The 17,105-nt window shown below is 61.4% G+C and carries 20 protein-coding genes and 1 tRNA gene; 15 read left to right on the top strand and 6 right to left on the bottom strand.

Features of this window, described 5'->3' with window-relative positions; translation table 11 throughout:
* The first annotated feature begins 38 nt into the window (after positions 1-38).
* From RCH14_RS08960 to RCH14_RS08895, 14 genes are all read left to right on the top strand, one after another.
* Positions 39-809 carry an AAA family ATPase gene (locus RCH14_RS08960; protein WP_343025782.1) on the top strand — a complete coding sequence of 257 codons (771 nt, stop codon included), beginning with the start codon at positions 39-41 and terminating at the stop codon, positions 807-809.
* A 23-nt stretch (positions 810-832) separates the two neighbouring features.
* Positions 833-1,711: a ParB/RepB/Spo0J family partition protein gene (locus RCH14_RS08955; RefSeq protein WP_343025781.1), complete on the top strand. Its 879-nt coding sequence runs from the start codon at positions 833-835 to the stop codon at positions 1,709-1,711.
* Positions 1,712-1,973: 262 nt separating this feature from the next.
* Positions 1,974-2,309, top strand: coding sequence for an ATP synthase subunit I (locus RCH14_RS08950; RefSeq protein WP_343025780.1), 336 nt, complete (start codon positions 1,974-1,976; stop codon positions 2,307-2,309).
* 1 nt (position 2,310) lies between these two features.
* Positions 2,311-3,147 carry a F0F1 ATP synthase subunit A gene (gene atpB / locus RCH14_RS08945; RefSeq protein WP_343025779.1) on the top strand — a complete coding sequence of 279 codons (837 nt, stop codon included), beginning with the start codon at positions 2,311-2,313 and terminating at the stop codon, positions 3,145-3,147.
* An 87-nt stretch (positions 3,148-3,234) separates the two neighbouring features.
* Complete coding sequence (gene atpE / locus RCH14_RS08940) at positions 3,235-3,480, top strand: F0F1 ATP synthase subunit C (protein ID WP_183554857.1); 246 nt, start codon at positions 3,235-3,237, stop codon at positions 3,478-3,480.
* A 76-nt stretch (positions 3,481-3,556) separates the two neighbouring features.
* Positions 3,557-4,027, top strand: a complete 471-nt coding sequence (locus RCH14_RS08935; protein ID WP_183554855.1) for a F0F1 ATP synthase subunit B — start codon at positions 3,557-3,559, stop codon at positions 4,025-4,027.
* Positions 4,028-4,029: 2 nt separating this feature from the next.
* Positions 4,030-4,563 (top strand): F0F1 ATP synthase subunit delta, encoded by a 534-nt coding sequence (locus RCH14_RS08930; RefSeq protein ID WP_343025778.1) that lies wholly within the window; start codon positions 4,030-4,032, stop codon positions 4,561-4,563.
* A gap of 77 nt (positions 4,564-4,640) precedes the next feature.
* Entirely contained in the window at positions 4,641-6,182 is a 1,542-nt protein-coding gene (atpA, locus tag RCH14_RS08925) for a F0F1 ATP synthase subunit alpha (protein WP_343025777.1), read from the top strand.
* A gap of 56 nt (positions 6,183-6,238) precedes the next feature.
* Positions 6,239-7,114: a F0F1 ATP synthase subunit gamma gene (gene atpG, locus RCH14_RS08920; RefSeq protein ID WP_343025776.1), complete on the top strand. Its 876-nt coding sequence runs from the start codon at positions 6,239-6,241 to the stop codon at positions 7,112-7,114.
* Positions 7,115-7,249: 135 nt separating this feature from the next.
* Positions 7,250-8,656 (top strand): F0F1 ATP synthase subunit beta, encoded by a 1,407-nt coding sequence (gene atpD, locus RCH14_RS08915; RefSeq protein ID WP_343025775.1) that lies wholly within the window; start codon positions 7,250-7,252, stop codon positions 8,654-8,656.
* Positions 8,657-8,683: 27 nt separating this feature from the next.
* Positions 8,684-9,106 carry a F0F1 ATP synthase subunit epsilon gene (locus tag RCH14_RS08910; protein ID WP_343025774.1) on the top strand — a complete coding sequence of 141 codons (423 nt, stop codon included), beginning with the start codon at positions 8,684-8,686 and terminating at the stop codon, positions 9,104-9,106.
* A gap of 302 nt (positions 9,107-9,408) precedes the next feature.
* Positions 9,409-9,837: a CoA-binding protein gene (locus RCH14_RS08905; protein WP_343025773.1), complete on the top strand. Its 429-nt coding sequence runs from the start codon at positions 9,409-9,411 to the stop codon at positions 9,835-9,837.
* A gap of 67 nt (positions 9,838-9,904) precedes the next feature.
* The gene (locus tag RCH14_RS08900; RefSeq protein ID WP_343025772.1) at positions 9,905-10,498 is read left to right on the top strand and encodes a glutathione peroxidase; all 594 of its coding nucleotides are present in this window, start codon (positions 9,905-9,907) and stop codon (positions 10,496-10,498) included.
* 114 nt (positions 10,499-10,612) lie between these two features.
* Entirely contained in the window at positions 10,613-11,215 is a 603-nt protein-coding gene (locus RCH14_RS08895) for an OmpW family outer membrane protein (RefSeq protein ID WP_343026027.1), read from the top strand.
* Here the strand turns inward: RCH14_RS08895 and pabB are convergent.
* The 5 genes from pabB to argB form a co-directional block, all read right to left on the bottom strand.
* Positions 11,203-13,029 (bottom strand): aminodeoxychorismate synthase component I, encoded by a 1,827-nt coding sequence (pabB, locus tag RCH14_RS08890; protein ID WP_343025771.1) that lies wholly within the window; start codon positions 13,027-13,029, stop codon positions 11,203-11,205. The two genes, RCH14_RS08895 and pabB, sit on opposite strands and share 13 nt — an antisense overlap.
* 9 nt (positions 13,030-13,038) lie before the next feature.
* Entirely contained in the window at positions 13,039-13,617 is a 579-nt protein-coding gene (gene slmA / locus RCH14_RS08885) for a nucleoid occlusion factor SlmA (RefSeq protein WP_343025770.1), read from the bottom strand.
* A 25-nt stretch (positions 13,618-13,642) separates the two neighbouring features.
* The gene (locus RCH14_RS08880) at positions 13,643-14,371 is read right to left on the bottom strand and encodes a pyrimidine 5'-nucleotidase (RefSeq protein ID WP_343025769.1); all 729 of its coding nucleotides are present in this window, start codon (positions 14,369-14,371) and stop codon (positions 13,643-13,645) included.
* A 39-nt stretch (positions 14,372-14,410) separates the two neighbouring features.
* Positions 14,411-14,485 (bottom strand) — tRNA-Thr (locus tag RCH14_RS08875).
* A gap of 42 nt (positions 14,486-14,527) precedes the next feature.
* Entirely contained in the window at positions 14,528-15,457 is a 930-nt protein-coding gene (gene argB / locus RCH14_RS08870) for an acetylglutamate kinase (protein ID WP_183554827.1), read from the bottom strand.
* Between the two features lie 83 nt (positions 15,458-15,540).
* On the opposite strand from argB, the gene RCH14_RS08865 reads away from it, so the two are divergent.
* Positions 15,541-15,819, top strand: coding sequence for a cysteine-rich CWC family protein (locus RCH14_RS08865; RefSeq protein ID WP_343025768.1), 279 nt, complete (start codon positions 15,541-15,543; stop codon positions 15,817-15,819).
* 4 nt (positions 15,820-15,823) lie between these two features.
* On the opposite strand, the gene RCH14_RS08860 is transcribed toward RCH14_RS08865, so the two are convergent.
* Positions 15,824-16,900 (bottom strand): PHB depolymerase family esterase, encoded by a 1,077-nt coding sequence (locus RCH14_RS08860; protein ID WP_343025767.1) that lies wholly within the window; start codon positions 16,898-16,900, stop codon positions 15,824-15,826.
* Positions 16,901-17,105 lie beyond the last annotated feature (205 nt).

The following is a 17,105-nucleotide window of genomic DNA, read 5'->3' as shown; positions in this document are numbered from 1 at the left end:
GGTATGACACCTTGTTGTCGCATCCAGGAAAGGAAAAGATGGCGAAGATTTTTTGCGTTGCGAACCAGAAGGGTGGAGTAGGCAAGACCACCACCAGCGTCAACCTGTCAGCAGGCCTGGCCAAACTGAACCAGCGCGTGCTCCTGGTCGACCTCGACCCGCAGGGCAATGCCACGATGGGCGCTGGCATCAACAAGGCCGCGCTGGCAGCCTCGATCTACCAGGTACTGCTGGGTGAGTCCGATGTGGCCACGGCGCGCGTGCGCTCGGAATCAGGGCGCTTCGACGTGCTGCCCGCCAACCGCGAGCTGGCCGGTGCCGAAGTCGAGATGGTCGCGCTCGAGAATCGCGAGCGGCGTCTGAAGGAAGCACTGGCAGCGGTGGCCGACGACTATGATTTTATTCTGGTCGACTGCCCGCCTGCGCTGTCGCTGCTGACATTGAACGGCCTGTGCGCCGCCGACGGCGTGATCATTCCGATGCAGTGCGAATACTATGCGCTTGAGGGCTTGTCCGACCTGGTCAACACGATCAAGAAGGTACACGCCAACCTGAACACCGACTTGAAGATCATCGGTCTGCTGCGCGTGATGTTCGATCCGCGCATGACGCTGTCGCAGCAGGTCTCGGGTCAGCTCGAGCAGCATTTCGGCGACAAGGTCTTCAAGACGATCATTCCGCGCAATGTGCGGCTGGCCGAGGCGCCGTCGTACGGCATTCCCGGCGTGACGTTCGATCCGTCCTCAAAAGGCGCGCAGGCGTACATCGCCTTCGGCGCCGAGATGGTCCAGCGCATCAAGACCATGTAATCAATCAAAAAGCTGACAAAGAGATGGCAACCAAAAAACTCAAGGGACTGGGCCGCGGCCTCGACGCCCTGCTCGGCGGCGACCTGGACGCCGCACCGGCGCTGCCGAACACGCCGTCCGTGCTCGCTGTGACCCAGATCCAGGCCGGCAAGTACCAGCCCCGTACGCGCATGGACGAAGTGAGCCTGTCGGAGCTGGCTGCATCGATCAAGGCCCAGGGCATCATGCAACCGGTGCTGGTGCGCCCGTTGCCGCCGGGCAGCACGACGCCATACGAGATCATCGCCGGCGAACGGCGCTTCCGCGCTGCGCAAATGGCGGGCCTGGATGAAATCCCGGTGCTGGTGCGCGACGTTGACGACCAGGCTGCGGCCGCAATGGCACTGATCGAGAACATCCAGCGCGAAGACCTGAACCCGCTCGAAGAAGCGCAGGGTATCAACCGCCTGATTTCAGACTTCAATTTCACGCACGAGCAGGCAGCCGGCGCCGTGGGCCGCTCGCGCAGCGCGGTATCGAACCTGCTGCGCCTGATCAACCTCGCGCAGCCGGTGCAGACGATGCTGATGGCCGGCGACATCGACATGGGTCACGCCAGAGCCCTGCTGGCAGTCGACAGCGCCCACCAGATCACGCTGGCCAACCAGGTGATCGCCAAACGCCTGTCGGTGCGCGAAACCGAAAAACTCGTCTCACGCGCGCTCGACGAGCACAACGCGCCGGCGCAAGCTGCGCGTGCGAAAGACAAGTCGGGCGACATCGTGCGCCTGGAAGAAGAGCTGTCGGACAAGCTGGCCACGCCGGTCGTGTTCAAGATGGGCGCGAAGGGCAGGGGGCAGATGATCATCGATTTCGCCGACCTCGATATCCTCGAAGGCGTGCTGACGCGGCTGCGCGGCTGAGCGAGAACTGGCCTGCAGGCAGGGTACCCGGTGGCGCGCGGTATCCGCCAATGTGACAGACGGCGCATACACCATCTGGCGTTAAGTTGTTGAAAATAATGCGCTATCCACCAGCAACGTGTCACATTTTCGTCATCTTTACAGAGCAGTTATAAGTAGGGAATCGTTTGACTCACATCCGTATAACCACTTATAATTCCGGCGATTCATGTAATTACCACCACGTAGTACGTCCACTGCGCCAGCGAGAAGACCTAAAAATATGCTGCGCATCGTTTCCCTGCAGTTGATTGCAACAGTTCTCGTCGGCATCATCGCCGGACTACTGGGGGGATGGCCTGCGGCGTTTTCTGCGGTACTTGGCGGTTTGAGTTGCGTCGTGCCCAACGGAATCATGGCAGTGCGCCTGTTTGCCTCGTCAGCGAGTGGCACGGCGAACCCTGCGACATTTTTCATATGGGAATTTATAAAGATTGCATTAACGCTGGCGCTCCTGGGCGCGACGGCGTGGCTGTACCGCGATCTGAACTGGCTGGCATTGGTCGCCGGAATCATCGTGGCGCTGAAAAGTTACATATTCTTATTATTTAGGCAATGACATGGCGACTCCAACCGTAGACGGCGCAGCCCACGCGCCCACCGCATCAGAATATATCCGGCACCACCTGGGCCACCTGTCGACAGGCCAACAGAATGGCCCGGTCGATTTTTCGGTCATCAACCTGGACACCGTGTTCTGGTCGGTCGCCATGGGCATCGTCGGTTCGCTGATCCTGTGGAGCGCCGCGCGCAATGCCACCGCTGGCGTGCCGGGTCGTTTCCAGGCTGCCGTCGAGATGCTGTTCGAAATGGTCGACGATCAAGCCAAGTCGATCGTGCACGGTGACCGCAGCTTCATCGCGCCGGCCGCACTGACCGTGTTCGTCTGGGTCGCCCTGATGAACTGCCTGGACTTCCTGCCAGTCGACATGTTCTCGTCGGCGTTTGCCGCCCTGGGCGTCGAGCACCTGTTCCCGTATCACCGCGTCGTGCCGACCGCCGACATCAACGGCACCATCGGCATCTCGCTGGGCGTGCTGGTCCTGATGATCTACTACGGCATCAAGATCAAGGGCTTCGGCGGCTGGATCCACGAATTGCTGGCAGCACCGTTCGGCATCTGGATGGCGCCGTTCAACCTGCTTCTGAATATCATCGAATACGCAGCAAAAATGGTGTCGCTCGGTATGCGACTGTTCGGCAACATGTTTGCCGGTGAGCTGCTGTTCCTCTTGATCGCACTGTTGGGTGCATCGGCTACCGCATTCGGTGTCGTTGGCCACATCATTGCTGGTTCCATCTGGGCGATCTTCCACATCCTGATCGTATTCCTGCAGGCATTCATCTTCATGATGCTGACGCTGGTGTACCTCGGTCAGGCACACGAAGGCCACTGATCGGCGCCGCAAGCATCGAAACAGATAGTGGTTGTAAAGAAGTTGTAGTTTTTAATCTAGTTTTCAATTTAACTTTTGGAGTTACACATGACTGACCTTTCTTTTGTTGCACTGGCTTGCGGTTTGATCATCGGCCTGGGCGCTATCGGTGCTTGTATCGGTATCGCGATCATGGGCGGTAAATACCTGGAAGCTAGCGCACGTCAGCCAGAACTGATGAACACCCTGCAGACCAAGATGTTCCTGCTGGCTGGTCTGATCGACGCGGCATTCCTGATCGGTGTTGGTATCGCCATGCTGTTCGCGTTCGCTAACCCGTTCGTTCCAGTCTAAGACGCGCTTCTCGCTGTCTTGAAGGGCCGAACCAGTTCTGGTTCGGCATCCGTGTTTCTGTAAGAAGGAAAAAACCGTGAACATCAACTCAACGTTGTTTGTCCAGTTCGTGGTCTTCTTTATCCTGGCGATGTTCACGATGAAATTCGTGTGGCCGCCACTGATGAAGGCGCTCGATGAGCGCGCCGCGAAAATTGCAAGTGGCCTGGCTGCTGCAGACCGTGGCAAGGCCGATCTGGCTGCTGCTGAAAAGCGCGTCCAGACCGAGCTGGCTGGCGCCCGTGACGAAGTCCAGAAACGCATCAACGACGCTGAAAAGCGCGCTGCTGTGATTATCGAAGAAGCCAAGCGTACTGCCGCCGATGAAGGCGCGCGTATCGTTGCCGCCGCCAAGGCTGACGCCGAGCAGCAAGTCAACAGCGCACGCGAAGCACTGCGTGGTCAGGTTGCCGCCCTTGCGGTTGCCGGCGCTGAGCAGATTCTCAAGCGTGAAGTGAACGCAGCGGCCCACGCCGACCTGCTGTCGCAACTGTCGACCGAGCTCTGATCATGGCAGAACTCGCAACCGTCGCCCGCCCCTACGCCGAAGCGCTGTTCCGTGTCGCCCAAACCGGCGACATGAACGCGTACTCGGCCATCGCGTCGGAACTGGGCCAGATTGGCGCCAGTGCCGACGTGCAGACCTTCGCCAGCAACCCGATCGTCACGCACGCACAACTGGCGGACACGATTGCGTCCCTGGTCAAGTCGCCGCTGAATGCTGAAGCGAAGAACTTTATCGCGATGCTGGCCGAGAATGGCCGCATCAACCTGCTGCCCGAGATCAGCACCCAGTTTGCGCTCCTGAAAAACGCGAACGAGGGCGCTGCCGATGCGATGATCCATAGCGCGTTCGAGATCTCGGCCGACCAGCTGGCGCAGCTGGTCGCCACGCTGGAAAAGAAATTTGGCCGCAAGCTCAACCCAACGGTAACAGTGGATCCTTCGCTGATCGGTGGTGTGCGCGTGGTCGTCGGTGACGAAGTGCTCGATACCTCGGTACGCGCCAAGCTGCAACGGATGCACGTTGCGCTGGCCAACTAACCACGTATTGACTGGCACGCGCCGGCGTTCCCGCCCTTGCCCTACGCATCAAGAAACTATAATTGGAGTTAGCAAGCATGCAACTTAACCCATCTGAAATCAGCGAACTGATCAAGAGCCGGATCCAGGGCCTCGAAAGTTCGGCTGACGTTCGCAATCAAGGCACGGTGATCTCGGTCGCCGACGGTATCTGCCGCATCCATGGTCTGTCGGACGTGATGCAGGGCGAGATGCTGGAATTCCCAGGCAACACCTTCGGTCTGGCCATGAACCTCGAGCGCGACTCGGTCGGCTCGGTCATCCTGGGTGCTTACGAGCACATCTCGGAAGGCGACATCGTCAAGACCACCGGCCGCATTCTCGAAGTGCCGATCGGTCCTGAACTGTGCGGCCGCGTCGTCAATGCACTGGGCCAGCCGATCGACGGCAAGGGTCCTGTCAACGCCAAGCTGACCTCGCCAATCGAAAAGATTGCGCCAGGCGTTATCGCCCGTGAATCGGTGTCGCAGCCAATGCAGACCGGTATCAAATCGATCGACGCGATGGTGCCGATCGGCCGTGGTCAGCGTGAGCTGATCATTGGTGACCGCCAGACCGGTAAATCGGCTGTTGCAGTCGACGCGATCATCAACCAAAAAGGTCAGGGCGTGACCTGCGTGTACGTCGCGATCGGTCAGAAAGCATCGACCATCAAGAACATCGTGCGCTCGCTGGAAACCCACGGCGCGATGGAGTACACGATCGTTGTTGCCGCATCGGCGTCGGAATCGGCCGCCATGCAATACATCTCGGCCTACTCGGGCTGCGCGATGGGCGAATACTTCCGCGACCGCGGCGAAGACGCACTGATCGTGTATGACGATCTGTCGAAGCAGGCAGTTGCCTACCGCCAGATCTCGCTGCTGCTGCGCCGTCCACCAGGCCGCGAAGCGTACCCTGGCGACGTGTTCTACCTCCACAGCCGCCTGCTCGAGCGCGCAGCACGCGTCAACGCCGACTACGTGTCGAAGTTCACCAACGGCGCCGTGACCGGCAAGACCGGTTCGCTGACCGCACTGCCGATCATCGAAACGCAAGCTGGCGACGTCTCGGCATTCGTGCCGACCAACGTGATCTCGATTACTGACGGCCAGATCTTCCTGGAAACGTCGCTGTTCAACGCCGGTATCCGTCCTGCGATCAACGCCGGTATCTCGGTGTCGCGCGTCGGTGGCGCTGCCCAGACCAAGGTCATCAAGAGCCTGTCCGGCGGTATCCGTACCGACCTGGCCCAGTACCGTGAACTGGCTGCGTTCGCGCAGTTCGCTTCGGACCTGGACGAATCGACCCGCAAGCAGCTGGACCGCGGTGCGCGCGTGACCGAACTGCTCAAGCAGCCACAGTTCTCGCCACTGTCGACCTCGCTGATGGCCGCATCGCTGTTCGCCGTCAACAAGGGCTACCTGGACGATATCGAAGTCAAGAAAGTGCTGCCATTCGAGCACGGCCTGCACGCCTTCCTGAAGTCGGGCCATGCAGCGCTGCTGGCAAAGATCGACGAAACCAAGCAACTGGACAAAGAAGCCGAAGCAGCACTGGCCGCGGCCGTTGCTGATTTCAAGAAATCCGGCGCATATTAATCTGTGGGCCGGCATCGCCCGATGGCGATGCCGGTGCCTGGAAGGAGTAAGGACTCATGGCAGCAGGCAAAGAGATTCGTGGCAAGATCAAGAGCGTAGAAAATACGAAGAAGATCACCAAGGCGATGGAAATGGTCGCCGCATCGAAAATGCGCAAAGCGCAGGAACGTATGCGCGCCGCCCGTCCCTACAGTGACAAGGTTCGTAACATCACCGCCAATCTGGCCACTGCAAACCCGGAGTACACGCACGCATTCATGGCGCAAGCCAAGGACGTGCAGGCAAAGGCAGTTGGCTTCATCGTCGTCACGACCGACAAGGGTCTGTGCGGCGGCATGAACACCAACATCCTGCGCCAGGTCACGCTCAAGGCGCGCGAACAGGAACAAGCGGGCAACCGCGTCGAGGCAGTTGCCATTGGCAACAAGGGCCTGAGCTTCCTGAACCGCGTCGGCATGAAACTCGTGTCGCAGGCGACCCAGCTGGGCGATGCACCGCAACTGGACAAGCTGATCGGACCGGTCAAAGTGATGCTGGACGCGTACCAGGAAGGCAAGCTCGATGCTGTCTACCTGTGCTACACCAAGTTCATCAACACGATGAAACAGGAAACCGTGGTCGAGCAACTGCTTCCGCTGTCAGCCAATTCGCTGAAAGCCGATGCAGGCGCCACCAGCTGGGACTACATCTACGAACCGGAAGCACAGGTCGTCATCGACGAGCTGCTGGTGCGTTACGTGGAAGCACTGGTCTACCAGGCAGTGGCAGAAAACCTGGCGTCCGAGCAATCGGCACGCATGGTCGCAATGAAGGCCGCGAGCGATAACGCCGGCAGCGTCATCAGCGACCTGAAGCTGGTCTACAACAAGACCCGCCAGGCTGCGATTACCAAAGAACTCTCCGAGATCGTTTCAGGGGCTTCGGCAGTTTAAATACTTGCGGGAAAGAGCGGGCCGCGTAGGCTTAAGTGTGCGAAGCGATCTTCTCTGTCCCCAACTATCTATAACTGACTAGCTTCTCACGATTTACGCAAAAAAGAATTTAACTAAATATCTGAAGGAACGAACATGGCTGATGGCAAAATCGTTCAGTGTATCGGCGCAGTGGTTGACGTGGAATTTCCACGTAATGCCATGCCGAAAGTGTACGACGCACTGAAAATGGAAGGCTCGGATCTGACCCTGGAAGTCCAGCAACAGCTGGGCGACGGCGTGGTCCGTACCATTGCTCTGGGCAGCTCCGACGGCATGCGCCGCGGCATGATGATCCAGAACACCGGCAAGCCAATCATGGTCCCGGTCGGCACCCCGACCCTGGGTCGCATCATGGACGTGCTGGGCAACCCGATCGACGAATGCGGTCCGGTCAGCCACGAGCGCATGGCGTCGATCCACCGTGACGCGCCAGCCTACGACGAACTGTCGCCATCGACCGACCTGCTGGAAACCGGCATCAAGGTCATCGATCTGGTCTGCCCGTTCGCCAAAGGCGGTAAAGTCGGCCTGTTCGGCGGCGCCGGCGTCGGCAAGACCGTCAACATGATGGAACTGATCAACAACATCGCCAAGGCACACGCGGGTCTGTCCGTGTTCGCCGGGGTGGGTGAGCGTACCCGTGAAGGTAACGACTTCTACCACGAGATGGCCGATGCCAAAGTCGTCGACCTGGAAAACCCTGCCAACTCGAAAGTGGCAATGGTCTACGGTCAGATGAACGAACCACCAGGCAACCGTCTGCGCGTCGCGCTGACCGGTCTGACCATGGCCGAAGCGTTCCGTGACGAAGGCAAGGACGTTCTGTTCTTCGTCGACAATATCTACCGCTACACGCTGGCCGGTACCGAAGTCTCGGCACTGCTGGGTCGTATGCCATCGGCAGTGGGCTACCAGCCTACGCTGGCCGAAGAGATGGGCCGTCTGCAAGAGCGCATCACCTCGACCAAAACCGGTTCGATCACGTCGATCCAGGCCGTCTACGTCCCTGCGGATGACTTGACCGACCCATCGCCAGCAACCACCTTTGCTCACCTGGATTCGACCGTCGTTCTGTCGCGTGACATCGCTTCGCTGGGTATCTACCCTGCAGTCGATCCACTCGATTCGACCTCGCGCCAGCTGGACCCGCTCGTCGTCGGTGAAGAGCACTACGCCACCGCGCGCGCTGTGCAGAACACGCTGCAGCGCTACAAGGAACTGCGTGACATCATCGCGATTCTGGGCATGGACGAACTGGCACCGGAAGACAAACTGGTCGTGGCACGCGCGCGTAAGATGCAGCGTTTCCTGTCGCAGCCATTCCACGTCGCTGAAGTCTTCACCGGCGCGCCGGGCAAGTACGTTTCGCTGAAAGACACGATCAAGGGCTTCAAGATGATCGATTCGGGCGAACTGGATCACCTGCCGGAGCAAGCGTTCTACATGGTCGGCACGATCGAAGAAGCTATCGAGAAAGCCAAGAAACTGGCTGCTGGTTAAGTCGCTTTCTTCCACTGAAAGACACACATGGCAAACACATTTCAAGTCGACGTCGTCTCGGCCGAAGAGCAGATCTTCTCCGGCCAGGCCGAATTCGTCGCGTTGCCGGGTGAAGCGGGTGAGCTGGGTATCTACCCGAAGCACACCCCGTTGATCACGCGCATCCGCCCGGGCGCCGTGCGCATCCAGGTTTCCGGCGGTGGTGAAGAGTTCGTCTTCGTCGCCGGTGGTATCCTCGAAGTGCAGCCGAACGGCGTGACCGTGCTGGCCGACACCGCGATCCGCGGCGCCGACCTGGACGAAGCGAAGGCAACGTCCGCGAAGAAGCAGGCTGAAGACCTGATGCTGAATCAGGAGTCGAAGATCGACTACGCAAAAGCCCAGGCCGAAATGGCCGCAGCGATTGCGCAGTTGGCGGCAATTCAGCGTCTGCGTTCGAAAGGCCGTTGAGCTTGGTACAAGCTCGGCAACAAAAAAGGCAGCCTGCGGGCTGCCTTTTTTTTCGTCTGCGTCCTGCGTCACCGCTCCACCCATTCAATGTTGTGACTGGCGTAGCGTGGGCGGGTTTCCCGCCCACGCGTTCAACCGACCTTGGTATGCCAAGGAGCGGCATTGGTTTGAACGCGTGGACGGCGTAGCCGTCCACCCTACGTCGGTGTACGTGACAGCCGCGAGCCGTTATGGCCACGGTGCCAGGGTAGATAAGGCAAACCTGCTAAGCTGATCGCCATCCCAACGACCGGCCTGCCACCATGCGCACCATCGCCCAGATCCTCGAAAAAAGCACCACCATCGCCATCGTCGGCCTGTCGAACAGGCCGGACCGGGCCAGCCACGAAGTGGGCGCCTACCTGCAGGGGCACGGCTACCGCATCCTGCCAGTAAACCCGAGCTATGCCGGCGCGACGATCCTCGGCGAGCCTGTCTTCGCCACGCTGCAGGATGCTGCCGCGTCGCTCGCAGATAGCGGCCAGCGCATCGACATCGTCGATTGCTTTCGCAAGTCGGAAGACATCGGCCCGATCGCGCGCGATGCGATCGCGGTGGGGGCAGGGTGCCTGTGGATGCAGCTCGAGATCGAGAACCAGGTTGCCGCCGATCTGGCGCGCGCCGCCGGCCTGGATGTGGTGATGAACCACTGCCTCAAGATCGAGCATCGCAGCCTGCAGCCAAGCGTCTGAAAAGCGGCGCGCAGTGCTGCTGCCCGCGCTACAATCGCTGCTACCTCCACCTCGTCAATACCACGCCATGATCAAGACCATTGCCCTGCTGCTCGCCGCCACCGCCGCCGTCAGCGTCATCCCGCCCGCGAGTGCGCAGGCCGCGCCTGCTGCCTCAGCGCCGGCATTGAGCAAGAACCCGGCCGCCTGCCCGGCAGTGCTCAAGCACAGCTTCAAGCGCCTGCAGGATGAAGCGCCGCAAGACCTCTGCCAGTACAGCGGCAAGGTGGTGCTGGTGGTGAACACGGCCAGCTACTGCGGCTTTACCAAGCAGTACGAAGGCCTGGAAAAGATCTACGCCAAGTATGGCAGCCGTGGCCTGGTGATCCTGGGCTTCCCGTCGAACGACTTCGGCCAGCAGGAACCGGGCAACGCGAAAGAGATCGCGGACCTCTGCTACAACACCTACGGCGTGAAGTTCCCGATGTTCGCCAAGACCTCGGTCAAGGGACCGGATGCCAACCCGCTGCACGCGCAGCTGATCAAGGCAACCGGCAAGGAACCGAAGTGGAACTTCACCAAGTACCTGATCGGGCGCGACGGTAAAGTGCTCGAGTATTTCCCGAGCAAGGTCACGCCGGAAGACCCGCAACTGGTCGGTATGATCGAGAAAGCGCTTTAACCTTACTGGTAACATGGTCATTTTGATGTGGATCAACGTTTTTTGGGGTCCACATCAATAAGCTTACTTTCGTGGCAGTAATTTAAAAACGAAAGGTAAGAACAAATGACAACGATGTTGAAATCGGTCGTAGTAGCCGTGATTGCCGTGGCGTCCGCGCAGGCGCTGGCCCAGGAATCGCCATGGCTGGTGCGTGCACGCGCCGTCCAGATGGAGCCAGACAACAAATCGAGCCCGGTTGGCGGTGTGGGCGCAGCGGACACGATCAAGGTCAGCAACAAGACCATCCCCGAGCTGGACATCAGCTACTTCTTCACGCCAAACTTCGCGGCGGAACTGATCCTGACCTATCCGCAGAGGCACAATGTGATGCTGGCCGGCACCCGGATCGGCAGCTTCAAGCACCTGCCGCCCACGCTCAGCGCGCAATATCATTTTGCACCTGGCGCCACGTTCAATCCGTACCTGGGCGTGGGCGTGAACTACACGCGCATCTCGAGCGTCAAGCTGCTCAATGGCGCGGCTGACCTGGAAAACGACAGCGTCGGCCTGTCGCTGCAGGCTGGCGTCGATTTTCGCCTGGACCAGCATTGGTCGATCAACGCCGACATCAAGCGCATCAACATCCGCAGCGAAGTGATCGTCGGCGGCGCCAATATCAGCCACCTGAAAGTCGATCCGATGCTGTTTGGCCTGGGCGTCGGTTACCGCTTCTGAACAAGCACCGCGCGCAGCGGCCCGCGCAGCGCGTTGCAGACGACGATGTCGTCGGCCGCTTCGAGCATCGCGCGCGTGACCACGCCTTCGCGCGCATGCCATGCGGGCGCTGCCAGCAGCACGCCCCGCATCACACCCGGCAGCACGCCACAGCTTAAGGGCGGCGTGATCCATGCGTCACCCACGCGCACGAACACATTGCTGCGCCCACCTTCCGTCAATTCACCGCGCTCGTTGAAGAACAGCGCATCGAACGCGCCGCGCGCTTCGGCCGCCTGCCAGGCCGCGTCGTAGCGGCTGCGCCGGCTCGTCTTGTGACGCAGGAAGACGTCGCTGCTGGCCGTCGGGTCGTCGGCCAGCACCACCATGACCGGCTCTTGCAGCGGCGCCAGCACGCCGGACGTGATCGTCAGCGCGCCGGCCGCATCGACGGCCAGCCGCATGCGGTAGACATCGTCGGTCGGCAGCGCTGCGCAGGCGGTGTCCAGGGCAGAATGCGCGGCACCCCGGTCGAACGGGACACCGAAATAGCGGCACGAAGCGCACAAGCGCTCGAGGTGCTGTTCGACGTGCCGGCAACCATGGTCGCGCGAGGCGCGCAGCGTTTCAAACAGCGTGACGTCGTTGGCCAGCCCGGTCAGGAAGCCTGCTTTCAACTGGCACTCCGCGAATTCGTCATGCGCTTCGCTGTCGTGGACGATCCCGGCGCCCACGCCCAGTTCGCCGCGTCGTACGCCGTTTTCTGGCGCTGCCAGCGCCAGCGTGCGGATCGGCACCGACAGGCAAAAGTCGCCGAACGTGCGGCCTGTTGGCGCCGGATCGAACCAGCCGATCGCGCCGGTGTAGACGCCGCGCGCATCGGGTTCGAGCTCGTGGATGATCTCCATCGCGCGGCGCTTGGGCGCGCCCGTGATCGAGCCGCACGGATACAGCGCGTCAAACACATCCACCAGCGCCGCATCGGCCTTCAGGCGCGCCTGCACCGTGGACGTCATCTGCAGCACGGCGCCATAACGCTGCACGTCGAACAGCACGGGGGTCTGCACGCTACCGGTGACGGCCACGCGGCCCAGGTCATTGCGTAGCAGGTCGACGATCATCAGGTTTTCGGCGCGGTTCTTGGTGTCCTGCGCCAGCTCGCGCGCACGCGTGGCATCGATGTCCGCATCGCCGCTGGCGCGCGCCGTGCCCTTCATGGGCCGCGCCTGCAGCACGCCATCGGCGTGGCGCACGAACAGCTCGGGCGAGAACGACAGCAGCGCGCCACCATCCGGCAGCCCCACCAGCGCGCCATACGGCACCGGCTGGCGCGCGCGCAGGCGCGCATACAGGGCAACCAGCGGGCCGAAGGCGTCGAAGCGCAAGCGATAGGTGTAGTTGACCTGGTAGGTGTCGCCCGCTTCGATCAGTGCGCGGATGCGGGCGATGGCATCGACGAACTGCGCCTCGTCGACATTGGCCGTGATGCCGGCCACACCGGCGGGATGGTCCGTACCCGCACTGCGCGTGGCGAGCCACGATGCGACCTGCTCGCCCGTCAGATGGTCGCACTGCGAAAACAGCAGCACCTGCGCCAGCGGTCCGTTCACCGGGCGCGCCGGCAGGTGCTGCAGGTGCGCGCCAAGTTCGTACGTCAGCAGCGGCACCGCGTACAGGCCGCGCTGCAGCGCCGCCTGCAGGGCCGCCAGCAGCGGCGCCCAGCCGCTGGCGTCATCACAGGTCAGCGTGCCGGCATGGCCGCTGTAGAGCCGCGAGCGGGCTTCGTGCGTGGCGCGCGCATCGTCGAGCAGTGCAAAGACTTCACCAGTATCCATCCCCGGATTTTACGCTGCCAGCAGCAACGACAGGTGCAGCGCCGTGCCTTCCATGGGGTTGACCTTGAAGCCGCTCTTGGCAAAGCGGTGCCAGCGGCCGGTGACGTAATTCATCAACAGGCTCGCGCGCCCGGCGACGTCGGCTTCCTGACCGTGGCCCTGGGTGACGGCCACGCGCAAGGCGCCCTTGAGCGCCAACTCGACCTTGTCGTAAAACGCGTTCATGCGGTGCTGCAGGCGTTCGTCTTCGTTCACCAGCGCGTCGCCGATCAGCACGCGCGTCATGCCCGGATTGTTTGCCGCAAAACCGAGCAGCATCTGCACGATCGCCTGCGCCTGATCCAGGCCGCCTTCTTCGTGTTCGCTGATCTGGTTGATCACGCCGAAGACCGAGGTCTCGATGAACTCGATCAAGCCCTCGTACATTTGCGCCTTGCTGGCAAAGTGGCGGTACAGCGCCGCTTCGGAGACACCCAGGCGCGCGGCCAGGGCGGCAGTGGTGATTTTCTCGCCCTTGGGCTGCTCGAGCATCGCGGCCAGGGCCTGAAGGATTTGCAGCTTGCGCTGGCCGGGCTTCGTGCTTGCCATGGGATCCCTAGGAGTGGTTGATCGATTAACGCAGCCTCGACAGCCGCGCAGGAAGTTGCCGCACGGATTTTACTTTGACATTGACGTAGCCGGGGCATTTCAATGTCCTCGGCAGGGGAGCGGTGCCGATCGGATCGCTGACACGCAGGTATTGCGTGACCCAGACGGTACGCAGGCCCAGCTGGCGCGCGGTGCGCAGGTTGGCCAGCGTGTCTTCGACCAGGATGCAGCGCTGCGCCGCCACGCCATGCTTGCGCAAGAGGCGGCGCAGCATCAGCTTGGACGGCTTGGGCCGCAGCTGGCGGTGCACGTGCATGTGCTCGATCGCCACGTGGTGCGAGAAATGGTTGTGCAGCTTCAGGCGACGCACGATCTCGGTCGAGTACGAATTCGGTGCATTGGTCAGCAGGATCTTGCGACCGGGCAGGCGGCGCAGCAGGCGGCCCAGGCCGCGCTCGAAGCGCATCACGTCGGCCAGCGGGCCGATGTCATGCGTCTGGCGCAGGAAGTCGGTCGGGCACACCTGGTGATGGCGGATCATGCCGAGCAGGGTGGCGCCGTAGCGCTTCCAGTACCCGACGCGCGCGGCATCGATCATCGCTTGCGTGGCGGTCTCGCCGTTCTGGCTCAGTACGCGCGCAATATAGGTGTTCATGTTGGCGCTGATCGCCGGAAAAATCGCGTGCGATGCGTCGTGCAGGGTGTTGTCGAGGTCGAATAACCAGACAGGTGCGCGGGGTAGGGAAGTGGCCACGGTGCGAGGCGTTGGTACAGCAGAGGGGAGGTGAAGCGATGGTGCCCTTTACGTGGATTGAACACGTGGCCTCTCCCTTACCAAGGGAGTGCTCTACCACTGAGCTAAAAGGGCGGTACCGGTTTTTCTGTGGCGATTGTTTCCGCCACAAAAAATTTAATGAGACCGGATCATAGTGCCAAAAGCCTGTTCGGTCAAGACTTCGAGCAGCAATGAGTGTTCGATCCTGCCATCGATGATGTGCACGGTGTTCACGCCCGATTTGGCAGCGTCGAGAGCCGATGAAATCTTGGGCAGCATGCCGCCCGAAATCGTACCGTCGGCGAACATCTCGTCGATCTCGCGCGCCGACAGGTCGGTAACGAGATTGCCCGATTTATCTTGCACACCGGCGATGTTGGTCATCATGATCAGCTTTTCGGCCTTCAGGATTTCGGCGATCTTGCCGGCGACGACGTCGGCATTGATGTTGTAGGCCTGGCCGTCCTGGCCAAAGCCGATCGGCGAAATGATCGGGATGAACGCGTCGTCCTGCAGCGCCTTGACGACGGCCGGGTTGATGGCGTCGATCTCGCCGACGAAACCGATGTCGAGGAACTCGCCCGGCTTTTCCTTGTCAGGCATGGCCATGCGGCGTGCGCGGATCAGGCCCCCATCCTTGCCGGTCAGGCCCACGGCCTGGCCACCGTAGTGGTTGATCAGCATGACGATGTCTTGCTGGACTTCGCCGCCCAGCACCCACTCCACCACTTCCATGGTTTCTTCGTCGGTGATGCGCATGCCCTGCACGAACGTGCCTTGCTTGCCGATTTTTTTCAGCGCGTTGTCGATCTGCGGGCCACCGCCATGCACCACGACCGGGTTCATGCCGACCAGCTTGAGCAGGATGACGTCACGTGCGAAGCCGTGCTTCAGGCGTTCGTCGGTCATGGCATTGCCACCGTATTTGATGACGATGGTTTTGCCGTGGAAATTACGGATGTACGGAAGCGCTTCGGCCAGGATCTGCGCCTTGATCGCCGGGGAGACGCCCGCGAGGTCGTTTGGTTGGTCGTCGGTGGTCAGGCTGGTCACTTGAGCGTTCATGGAGAGTCCGAAATAATTGTCGCGAGATTTTACAGCCAAATGCCGTAAAAACAGCGTAAACCTTGTGGGGAGTGGGCGATGTTATGTTGTATTTTATAGCAGCACCCACCACTCTACTCCTGCCATGCCATTCCCGCCGTTCGCCATCCATCTTCAAGGCTGTTCAGACCATGAATAGTTGCACGCGCTGCGGCGCTTCGTTCAGCTGCGCGATGGCCGATGGTGACAGCGCGCCGTGCTGGTGCATGGCGTTGCCGCCGGCGGTGGCGGTGCCGCAGGAAGCGGTTGGCTGCTGGTGTCCGGCATGTCTGCGCGCCCACATTGCCGCGCAGAGCCACCCCGCATCGGCAGCGCCGCCCTGACGGCTCAGCGCTGGGTACGGAAAAAGCGCATCATTTCACGGCTGGCATCGGGCCCCTTGCCGTCGGTATAGCTGCCGCTTGCATCGCCGCCGGACCAGGCATGGCCGGCGCCATGCACCAGCCAGTGCTCGGCCTGCACGGTGCCATCGGTGGCCGGATACAGCGTGCGCGTGTAGGCGTAGCCGTCCGGCACATTGCCCGGTTCGGTCGTGCCCGGCTGCGGCACGTGGCGTGCGCCTTGCGCGACCACTTCTTCGCCGTTGGCCGGGTGCACCGTCGTATCGCGGTCGCCATGGAAGACGATGACCGGCAGTGGCTGGTTCTCGGGCTGGCTGCGCCGGAAGTCGCCCTTCATCGCCGCCAGGGCCGATGACAGGTCGTTGGCCGACGCGAACGGCAAGCCGGAGTGCACGCCGACGGCAGCGTACAGGTCGGGATACAGCGTGCCCATGATGGTGGCCATCGCGCCGCCGGCGGACAGGCCGGCCACATACACTTGCTCGGTATCGACGCTGTAGGTGTCGATGATCGCCTGCGTCATGCCGGCGATGAGCGACGGTTCGCCTTCATCGCGACGCTGGTCGACGGCATTGAACCAGTTCCAGCAGCGCGACGGGTTGGCGCTTTTGCTTTGCGCCGGGTACAGCACCAGGCAGCCGACCTCTTCGGCCAGCACGTTCATCCCGGTGCCGGCGGCGAAGTCGTCCGGGTCCTGCGTACAGCCGTGCAGCATCACCACCAGCGGCGCGGGGCCACCTGTGTAGCTGCCCGGGACGTACAGCTTGTAGTCGCGCGTGCCGGCGTCGTTCGTGTGGCTGCCGGCGATGAAGGTGCCGGTCAGGGACGCGGTGGCTGCAGCCACCGCGTCTTCGCGCGTGGCGGCGGGTGCGGGTTCCGGCGCGGATTCCGGAGGCGTCACCGTGAGCGTGAAGTCACGTATCTGTTGACGGGCAACCCGGTGAAACGCGTTGACGTTGCTCATTGCTTGCCGCGCTGCTGCGCCAGGGGTCACCGGACCCGAGCGCCATAGCGTTCGGGTAGCGCTGCGCATTTGCGCCAGCATGAGTCGGTTGAGTTTCATGGCATTCCTTTTTTGTGCACCGCACCAATTTCAGGCCATGAGCTTACACGAACCTTGCCGACGTTGCCGAACGGCCCTTGTATATCCTGTTGTCTTAGATACGGAACATTGATCTTTGTGAGCACATCACGCGCCAACGCGTGCTTAACCGCAGGTTTCCGCGTACTCGACTGATGGTGTGATGCCTGCGCACCCGTTTTTCGTG

Source organism: Massilia sp. MP_M2 (genome assembly GCF_039123635.1).
GTDB lineage: Bacteria > Pseudomonadota > Gammaproteobacteria > Burkholderiales > Burkholderiaceae_D > Telluria.
The sequence above is the reverse complement of the archived record's forward strand: the minus strand, read 5'-3'. Positions and strand labels throughout refer to the sequence as shown.